The 8,648-nt window shown below is 73.6% G+C and carries 8 protein-coding genes, 4 pseudogenes and 1 riboswitch; of the genes and pseudogenes, 4 read left to right on the forward strand and 8 right to left on the reverse strand.

Going from position 1 to position 8,648, the window contains the following annotated elements; genetic code table 11:
* Together JNW89_RS19405 and JNW89_RS19410 are read right to left on the reverse strand one after the other, a co-directional pair.
* A partial coding sequence (locus JNW89_RS19405; protein WP_238449981.1) for an ABC transporter ATP-binding protein occupies positions 1-471 on the reverse strand: 471 nt, incomplete at its 3' end.
* Positions 472-584: 113 nt separating this feature from the next.
* Complete coding sequence (locus tag JNW89_RS19410; RefSeq protein WP_238449982.1) at positions 585-1,169, reverse strand: ECF transporter S component; 585 nt, start codon at positions 1,167-1,169, stop codon at positions 585-587.
* Positions 1,170-1,244: 75 nt separating this feature from the next.
* Positions 1,245-1,350: riboswitch (TPP riboswitch) on the reverse strand.
* Positions 1,351-1,433: 83 nt separating this feature from the next.
* Here JNW89_RS19410 and JNW89_RS19415 point away from each other — a divergent pair.
* The 4 genes and pseudogenes from JNW89_RS19415 to JNW89_RS19430 all read left to right on the forward strand — a co-directional run bounded on the left by JNW89_RS19415 (position 1,434) and on the right by JNW89_RS19430 (position 5,752).
* Positions 1,434-2,265 (forward strand): annotated as a pseudogene (locus tag JNW89_RS19415) (alpha/beta fold hydrolase).
* A 53-nt stretch (positions 2,266-2,318) separates the two neighbouring features.
* The gene (locus tag JNW89_RS19420; protein ID WP_238449983.1) at positions 2,319-3,068 is read left to right on the forward strand and encodes a sugar isomerase domain-containing protein; all 750 of its coding nucleotides are present in this window, start codon (positions 2,319-2,321) and stop codon (positions 3,066-3,068) included.
* Positions 3,069-3,158: 90 nt separating this feature from the next.
* Positions 3,159-3,662, forward strand: a complete 504-nt coding sequence (locus JNW89_RS19425; RefSeq protein ID WP_238449984.1) for a DUF6328 family protein — start codon at positions 3,159-3,161, stop codon at positions 3,660-3,662.
* Positions 3,663-3,781: 119 nt separating this feature from the next.
* Positions 3,782-5,752, forward strand: a complete 1,971-nt coding sequence (locus tag JNW89_RS19430) for an acyl-CoA dehydrogenase family protein (protein ID WP_238449985.1) — start codon at positions 3,782-3,784, stop codon at positions 5,750-5,752.
* A 114-nt stretch (positions 5,753-5,866) separates the two neighbouring features.
* On the opposite strand, the gene JNW89_RS19435 is transcribed toward JNW89_RS19430, so the two are convergent.
* From JNW89_RS19435 to JNW89_RS19460, 6 genes and pseudogenes are all read right to left on the reverse strand, one after another.
* Positions 5,867-6,034, reverse strand: coding sequence for a hypothetical protein (locus JNW89_RS19435; RefSeq protein ID WP_238449986.1), 168 nt, complete (start codon positions 6,032-6,034; stop codon positions 5,867-5,869).
* A gap of 9 nt (positions 6,035-6,043) precedes the next feature.
* The gene (locus JNW89_RS19440; protein WP_238449987.1) at positions 6,044-6,649 is read right to left on the reverse strand and encodes a hypothetical protein; all 606 of its coding nucleotides are present in this window, start codon (positions 6,647-6,649) and stop codon (positions 6,044-6,046) included.
* A 50-nt stretch (positions 6,650-6,699) separates the two neighbouring features.
* Positions 6,700-7,092 carry a Fur family transcriptional regulator gene (locus JNW89_RS19445; protein WP_088960811.1) on the reverse strand — a complete coding sequence of 131 codons (393 nt, stop codon included), beginning with the start codon at positions 7,090-7,092 and terminating at the stop codon, positions 6,700-6,702.
* A pseudogene (locus JNW89_RS37730) lies at positions 7,089-7,389 on the reverse strand (ArsR/SmtB family transcription factor). The gene JNW89_RS19445 and the pseudogene JNW89_RS37730 overlap by 4 nt, the downstream one beginning before the upstream one ends.
* A gap of 43 nt (positions 7,390-7,432) precedes the next feature.
* Positions 7,433-8,298, reverse strand: a pseudogene (locus tag JNW89_RS19455) (metal ABC transporter permease).
* Between the two features lie 2 nt (positions 8,299-8,300).
* Positions 8,301-8,648, reverse strand: a pseudogene (locus tag JNW89_RS19460) (ATP-binding cassette domain-containing protein); the annotation flags it as partial.

The following is an 8,648-nucleotide window of genomic DNA, read 5'->3' on the forward strand; positions in this document are numbered from 1 at the left end:
GCCGGGGCGCAGGGCGAGCGCGCCGGCCAGGGCCAGGCGCTGCTGTTCGCCGCCGGAGAGCGCCGCGGTGGGCCGGTCCCGGTCGTACGGGAAGCCGACCCGGCGCAACGCCTCGTCCACCCGCGGCCAGATCTCCCCGGCCGGCACCCCCCGGTTCTCCAGCCCGAACGCGACGTCGTCGCCGCTGCGGGCCATCACCAGCTGGGTCTCCGGGTCCTGGAAGACGATGCCGACCCGTTCCCGGTCCTTGCGCGGGTCGAGCCCGTCGATCTCGACGGTGCCCTCCTGCTCGCCGGAGTCCTCGGGCAGCAGCCCGGCCAGCGCCGCCAGCAGGGTGCTCTTACCCGCCCCGGACGGCCCGAGCAGCAGGACCCGTTCCCCGGCCTCGATTCGCAGGTCGACCCCGCGCACGGCCCACGCCTTCCGCCCGGCGTGCCGCCACCCGAACCCACGCAGCAACACCGCGCCCACCCGCGTCCCCTCCCTACCCAGGCCCACCCGGCTCCCGGCCGGTGATCAAGAGGTTTGCGTCACGACGATTGCTCCCGTTGACGCAAACCTCTTGATCAACGAAGCGGGGGCGGTCAGATGGCGGCGCGTTCGCGGCCGGCGGGGAACCGGTCGAGGACGCCGGTGCGGGCCAGGGCCCGGGTGAGGGCCATGCCGCCCAGGCCGGCGACGACCAGGGAGCTGACCGCGGTGATCAGGATGTAGGGGAGGCGGAAGCTGCCCCAGGCGGTGTCCGGGTACCAGACGAAGACGTCGTAGAGCGCCGCCGCCAGGCCGGCCAGCGTGGCGGCCAGCAGGGCGACGGGCAGCCGGAAGACGCGGTACCCGAAGGCCGCGAAGGCGAGCTCCGCCGCGGCGGCCTCCAGCGGACCCTGGATGACCAGCGTCCAGCCCCAACTGCTGCCCAGCGCCACCGAGACCAGCGCGGCGACGGTGAGGGTGAAGAAGGCGGCGCCCGGCTTGCGGATGATCAGACCGCCCAGGACGGCGGGGACCAGCCAGACGCCGTAGATGGCCGCCCGGCCGGGCAGCGGGATCGCGTCGGCGGGGCCGTTCCAGAGCAGGCCCCAGGCCCAGAAGATGATGCCGAAGGCCACCCCGAGCACCGCCGCGATGACGATGTCGATGGTGCGCCACCGGTTGCTGTCGGTGTTGGTCATGTGTGCTCCCAGTCCAAATGATCGAACCAGGAGAAGACGCACGCCGCGCCCGGTATGGCACCGGACGGCGGCGCGGCTGGAGGTCGACCGAACTCCCTGCGCTGGCATTACCCAGATCAGGTTCGAGGGTCTGCGGGCGGTGCCCGCACTCTCAGCGCTGTGCGCTCCCCTGTCGGATGTGAAGTTGTCTCGTCGACGCTAACAGCTCCGACCCCACCACGGTCGGCCCGGGTGGACGACGCCGGGCTGGGTAGGCTGCCGATCATGCGGGTCGAGGCGCGAGGGCTGACGTTCGAGGTACGCACCGGCGGCCCGGAGGGCGGCGAACCCGTCCTCCTGCTGCACGGTTTCCCGCAGCACGGCGGCGAATGGGACGACGTGGTGCCGGCGCTGCACGCCGCCGGCCTGCGCACGTACGCGCCGGACCAGCGGGGCTACTCGCCGGGCGCCCGCCCGACCGAGGTGGCCGCCTACCGGCTGCCGGAGCTGGTCGAGGACGCGGTGGCGCTGCTCGACGCGCTGGGCGTCGAGGCGGCCCACGTGGTGGGGCACGACTGGGGGTGCGGTCGTCGCCTGGGGCCTCGCCGCGGGGCACCCCGAGCGGGTCCGCACGCTGACCGCCGTCTCCGTGCCGCATCCGGCCGCGATGGCGCACGCGCTGGCGAACGACTCACGGCAGAAGGCGCGCTCGTCGTACATGCTGCTGTTCCGCCAGCCGGGCAAGGCCGAGAAGGTGCTGCTGGCCGTGCGGGCGACCGCCCTGCGCCGGCTGCTCTCCGGGGTGGGCGACGCCGGGCGGGTGGCCCGGTACGCCGAGCCGATGCGCGAGCCGGGCGCGCTGACCGGGGCGCTGAACTGGTACCGGGCCATGTCCCGGGCCGACCTGGCGCGGACCGGGTCGGTCGCGGTGCCCACCACCTTCGTCTGGAGCGACCGGGATGTCGCGATCGGCCGGATCGCCGCCGAGGCCTGCGGCGCCCAGGTGACCGGGCCGTACCGGTTCGTCGCGCTCCCCGGCGTCACCCACTGGATTCCCGACGAGGCGCCGGCCCCGCTGGCCGAGGCGATCCTGGCCCGGGTACGCGGCCTGGACTGAGCCCGCGGCGGGCCGACCCGACGAGCAGGACCGACGAGCGGACGGAGGAACGCATGACGGTGAGCGCCGAGGCATACCTGGCGGTGGTGACCGAGACGATCGGCCGGGTGGCCGCGAGCCAGCGGGAGGCGGTGGGTCGGGCGGCCGACCTGATCGCCGAGGCGCTGCGCGCCGACGGGGTGGTGCACGCCTTCGGCACCGGCCATTCCGAGGCGCTGGCGATGGAGATCGCCGGCCGGGCCGGTGGGCTGGTGCCGACCAACCGGATCGCGCTGCGCGACCTGGTGCTGCTGGGCGGCGAGCCGGCGAGCATCCTCGGGCCGCACCTGGAGCGCGATCCGGCCGTGGCGCACCGGCTCTACGAGCTGGCCCCGGTCCGCCCGTCGGACATCTTCGTGCTGGCCTCCAACTCCGGCGTCAACGGCGCGATGGTGGAGTTCGCGGCACTGGTCGTCGAGCGCGGGCACCGGCTGGTGGCGATCACCTCGGCGCAGCACTCCGGCCGGATGGCCTCGCGCCACCCGTCCGGGCGCAAGCTCGCCGACTTCGCCGACGTGGTGCTGGACAACGGCGCCCCGTACGGTGACGCGACCCTGCCGCTGCCCGACGGCGGCGCGGTCGGCGCGGTCTCCTCGATCACCGCGGCCCTGCTGGCCCAGCAGATCGTGGCCGAGACGGTGGCCCGGCTGATCGCGGCGGGGGAGCGGCCCCCGGTCTACCTGTCGGCGAACATCACCGGCGGCGACGAGCACAACGCCGCGCTGGAGGCCCGGTACGCCGGCCGTATCCGCCGAGGTTCCTGAGCCGGTTTCGCGCTGCTCCGGGTGGGGCATTGGCGTTGCTGCCGGCGGGGTGAGCCCCGTCGGCAGTACCGTCTCTTCCGGAGGTAGCGCGTGTCGAAGGAATCCGAGAAGCAGCGCTGGCAGCGCAACTTCGCCGATCTGCTCCAGGAGTTGCGCGTCGCGCAGACCGGCGTGCAGATCCTCTTCGCCTTCCTGCTGACCCTGCCGTTCAGCAACGGCTTCACCCGGACCAGCGGCTTCCAGAAGGACGTCTACATCGTCTCGCTGCTGTCGGCGGCGGCCGCCACCGCGATGATCATTTCGCCGGTCGCCTTCCACCGCGCGCTGTTCCGCCAGGGTCGCAAGCCGGAGCTGGTGCGCTTCGCCCACCGGATGGCCAGCGGCGGTCTCGGCTTCATGCTGATCTCGATGGTCAGCGCGGTGCTGCTGATCACCGACTTCGTGCTGCACCGCGGCATGGCCCTGGTGCTGAGCGCGCTCACCGCGCTGTGGTTCCTGACCTTCTGGGTCTTCCTGCCGATGGCCCGGCGCAACTGGGGTGAGGACGTCGACGACGACGATGACGACGAGCCGCAGGTGCTGACCGGCGACTGACCGGTCACCGGCCGGAAAATTCGACGTGCGCGCAACGCTACCCCTGGGTAACACCCGGGGGTAGCGTTGCTCTTGTCGAGCACGTTGACGCATCCGGACCGAGGTTCGAGGGGGCAGCCGTGACCACGACGCACAACAGCCGACCCACCGAGGACGGCGCCGGGCCGCTGCCGGCCGAGGCGGGCCAGGTCTCCGAGAAGGAGGCCCGACAGGTCGCCGAGGCGGCCCGGGAAACCGCCTGGGACCGGCCCAGCTTCGGCAAGGAGCTCTTCCTCGGCCGGTTCCGGCTCGACCTGATCCACCCCTGGCCCCGCTCCGACCCGGACGACGACGCGCGGGCCGAGCGGTTCCTCACCGAGTTCGGCGCGTACCTGGGGTCCGAGGTGGACGGCGCGGCCATCGAGCGCGACGCGTCCATCCCGGACGAGGTGTTCCAGGGGCTGGCCCGGCTCGGCGCGTTCGGCATGAAGATCGACCGCAAGTACGGCGGTCTCGGCCTGAGCAACCTGCACTACTGCCGGGCGCTGATGCTGGCCGGCTCGGTCAGCCCGGCGATCGGCGCGCTGCTCTCCGCCCACCAGTCGATCGGCGTGCCGCAGCCGCTGAAGATGTTCGGCACCGACGAGCAGAAGCAGCGCTTCCTGCCCCGGCTGGCCGCCGGGGAGGTCTCCGCGTTCCTGCTCACCGAGCCGGACGTCGGCTCCGATCCGGCCCGTTTGGCCACCATCGCCGAGCCGACCGCCGACGGCACGGGCTACCGGCTCAACGGGGTGAAGCTCTGGGCCACCAACGGCACCGTGGCCACCCTGCTGGTGGTGATGGCCCGGGTGCCGGCCGGCGAGGGACGGCGCGGCGGCATCACCGCGTTCGTGGTCGACGGCGACAGCGAGGGCATCACCGTCGAGCGGCGCAACGCCTTCGTCGGCCTGCGCGGCCTGGAGAACAGCCTCACCCGGTTCCACGACGTCTTCGTGCCCCGGGATAACGTCATCGGCGGCGAGGGCAAGGGGCTGAAGATCGCCCTGACCACGCTGAACACCGGCCGGCTGTCGCTGCCGGCGATGTGCGTCGGGGCGGGCAAGTGGTCGCTGAACGTGGCCCGGGAGTGGGCCGCCGACCGGGTGCAGTGGGGTCGGCCGGTCGGCGAGCACGAGGCGGTCGCCCAGAAGCTCTCCTTCATCGCCGCCACCACGTACGGCATGGAGACCATGCTCGACCTCTGCTGCCTGCTCGCCGACGACGACCGCAACGACATCCGGATCGAGGCGGCGCTGGTCAAGCTCTACGCCAGCGAGATGGCCTGGAAGATCGCCGACGAGCTGATCCAGATCCGGGGCGGGCGCGGCTACGAGACGGCCGACTCGCTCGCCGCCCGGGGCGAACGTCCGGCCGCGGTCGAGCAGATGCTGCGGGACCTGCGGATCAACCGGATCTTCGAGGGCTCCACCGAGATCATGCACCTGCTCATCGCCCGGGAGGCGGTCGACGCGCACCTCTCGGTCGCCGGCGACATCATCGACCCGGACGCCGGCCTCGGCCGCAAGGCCAGGGCGGGGGCGCGGGCCGGCGCCTTCTACGCCAGGTGGCTGCCCACCCTCGCCGTCGGCAGGGGACAGAGCCCCAACGCGTACGGCGACTTCGGCCCGCTCGCCGGGCACCTGCGGCAGGTGGAGCGGCACGCCCGCAAGCTGGCCCGCTCGACCTTCTACGCGATGTCCCGCTGGCAGGGAAAGATGGAACGCAAGCAGGCGTTCCTCGGCCGGGTGGTGGACATCGGCGCGGAGCTGTTCGCGATGTCCGCGGTCTGCGTGCGGGCGTACGCCGAGCGGGACACCCGCCCGGAGAACGTCGAGCTGGCCGACCTGTTCTGCCGGCAGGCGCGGGTCCGGGTGGAGCAGCTGTTCACCGCGCTGTGGGAGAACACCGACTCGGTCGACGTCGCGGCGGCGAAGCGGATCCTCGCCGGCCGGTACGCCGCCCTGGAGTCCGGTGTGCTCACCCCGCCGGCCGACACCCCGTGGGTGGCGCCCTGGTCACCCGGCCCGTCGACCACGCCGGACGTCCGCCGCCGGATCCCCCGGCAGGGCTGACGCCCTCGGCTCGCCCCGACCTGCGGCATGTCGCGCGCTCCGGCACCCGGACCCCGCGACATGCGCAGGCGGCTACCGGCAGGGGGCGCGGCCGGGACGGGCGACGCCGAGCGGTCAGCGGGCGATGGCCCAGGCCAGCACCGCCGCGAGGATCAGCCCGTTGAGCACAGCGAGCACCAGGTACGCCTGCGGCGGGATCTTGCGACCCTTGCGGACGAAGCTCACCAGGACGGCGGCGTACCCGAGCAGCAGCACGGCGACGACGATCAGGAAGTACAGCACCGCCACACCCTAGCGGCCGCCCCGCAGGCCGAGTCGGCGCAGCTCCAGTGCGGCGAGCGCGTCGACGGTGGCGTCGTCGCCGCGCCGCCACGCCTCCGCCACGTCCGGATCGATCCTGGTCAGCTTGCGCAGCGGCTGCCCGGCGAGGGCACGCAGCGCCAGCAGGTCCCGCCCGGCCGGGGCGGCGGCGAGCGCCTTCGCCGAGGCGGCCCGGCGCATCCAGCGCACCCGCAGCGGCAGCCAGCCGAAGAGCACCAGGGCGAGCGGGAAGACCAGCACGGCGATGGCGAGGGCCAGGGCGAGCTGGCCGACCAGCTCCTGCTGGTCCCGGCCGGCGTCGGCGACCGCACGGGCCGCCTCGGCCGCCCGCTCGAAGGGGGCGGTCAGCTCGTCGCCGACCAGCGGCACCCGGCCGACCTTGCCGCCGGCCTCGGCCAGGTTGTCGGCGAGACCACCGCCGGCCCCCTCCAGCTTCTGTCCGGGTACGGCGAGTTTCTGCACCAGGTCGTGCACCCACAGGGCGAAGCGGATCGCCGCGTACACCCAGACGACGACGAGCAGGTCGGTGAGGAGCTGACGGAGGGCGACGGGGAAGCGATCGGCGTAGATCTTCACGCCGGACAGCGTGCCACGGCGCGGCGCGGCGGGCACCCCCTGAATCGCCGTCAGGCGGCGCACTTCGGGCAGGTGCCGAAGATCTCCAGGGTGTGGCTGACGTCGGCGTACCCGTGCTGGGCGGCGACCCGCTCGGCCCAGGTCTCCACCGCCGGCCCGGCCACCTCGACGGTGCGGCCGCAGGCCCGGCAGACCAGGTGATGGTGGTGCCCCTCGCTGCACCGGCGGTAGAGGTGCTCCCCACCGGGCGGGCGCATCACGTCGATCTCGCCCGCGTCGGCGAGGCCCTGCAAGGTGCGGTAGACGGTGGTCAGCCCGACCCGCTCGCCCCGGTCACGGAGCATCGCGTGCAGCTCCTGCGCGCTGTGGAAGCCCTCCACCTCGGCGAGCAGGGAACTCACCGCCGTGCGCTGCCGCGTGTTCCGCAGCGCCCCCTCGCTCATGATCCCTCCCCGGCGTGGCTCACCGCGTCCGCCACGATGTGCGCCACGTGCTCGTCGACCAGCGCGTACGCGATCTCGCGGCCGCGCCGCGAGCCGCGGACCACCCCCGCCCCGCGCAGCACCCGCAGGTGCTGGGAGACCAGCGGCTGGGGGGGCGCCGAGCTTCTCCACCAGCTCGTGCACACACCGCTCACCCTGCGCCAGCTCGCTCACGATCGCCAGCCGGATCGGGGCGGACAGGGCGCGGAGCAGGTCACCCGCGCCCTCGTAGGCCTCGTAGCCGTTCGTGCCGGTCACCCTGCAACGGTAACCAATACCACCGACAGGTGCCGGGGCGGCGTCACCGGAGCACGACCTCGTGCGGCTCGGGCGCCGGCGTACCCGCCGGGGTGGACCGCCGGCGCAGCGTCCGCCAGCCGGCGCGCCGAGCGCCACCACCAGGAACGAGGCGATCGCCAACAGCACCACCGAGGCGCCCGGGGCGGTGTCGGCGGTGGCCGCCACCCAGACCCCGGCCCCGGCCGCGAAGAGGCCGAGCGCCATGGCCGCCGTCATCGTGCTGCGGAAGCCCCGGGTGACCTGCTGCGCGGTCGCCACCGGCACCACCATCAGGGCGCTGATCAGCAGCACCCCGACAGCCCGCATGGCGATGGTGACGGTGACCGCCGTGGCCACCGCCAGCAGCAGGTTCAACGTCCGGACCGGCAGCCCGGCGACCCGGGCGTACTCCTCGTCGTGGCAGACCGCGAAGAGCGCCGGGCGCAGCGCCAGCATGGTGACCAGGATGGCCGCGCCGAGCACCGCGATGGTGATCAGGTCCTGCGGCGAGATGGTGGTCAGCGAGCCGAACAGGTACGCGTTGAGGTTCGCGCTGGTGGCGTCGGAGAGCCCGACGAGCATCACCCCACCGGCGATGCCGCCGTAGAAGAGCAGTGCCAGCGCGAGGTCGCCGGAGGTGCGTCCGCGCGCCCGGACCAGCTCGATGGTGATCGCGCCGAGGGTCGCCACGACCACCGCCACCAGCACCGGGGAGCGGTTGAGCAGCAGCCCGGCGCCGACACCCGTCAGCGCCACGTGGCCGATGCCGTCGCCGATCAGGGTCAGCCGCCGCTGCACCAGGTAGATGCCGAGCGCCGGGGCGGCCAGGCCGATGACCAGGGCGCCGATCAGCGCACGCTGCATGTAGGGGTACTGGAAGAGTTCCATGGTCAGCTGCTCCACAGCCCGGCGGGCTCGTCGGGACCGTGCGGGTGCACGTGGTCGTGGTCGGGCTCCGCGTGGTGGCCGGCGGGCTCGGGCACCGCGCCGTCGTGGCAGATCCCACCCTGATGCACCACCACCGCCCGGCTGATCAGCGGTCGCAGCGGGCCCAGCTCGTGGGCGACGAGCAGCACGGTGCCGCCGTCGGCGACGAAGTCGCGCAGCGCGGTGGCGAACGCCTCCTGGCTGGCCGCGTCGACCCCGGCCGTCGGCTCGTCGAGCACCAGCAGCTCCGGCCGGCCGGCGAGGGCCCGGGCGAGTCAGGGTGCGCTGCTGCTGGCCGCCGGAGAGAGTGG

The sequence above is a fragment of the Micromonospora sp. 4G55 genome (assembly GCF_016803375.1).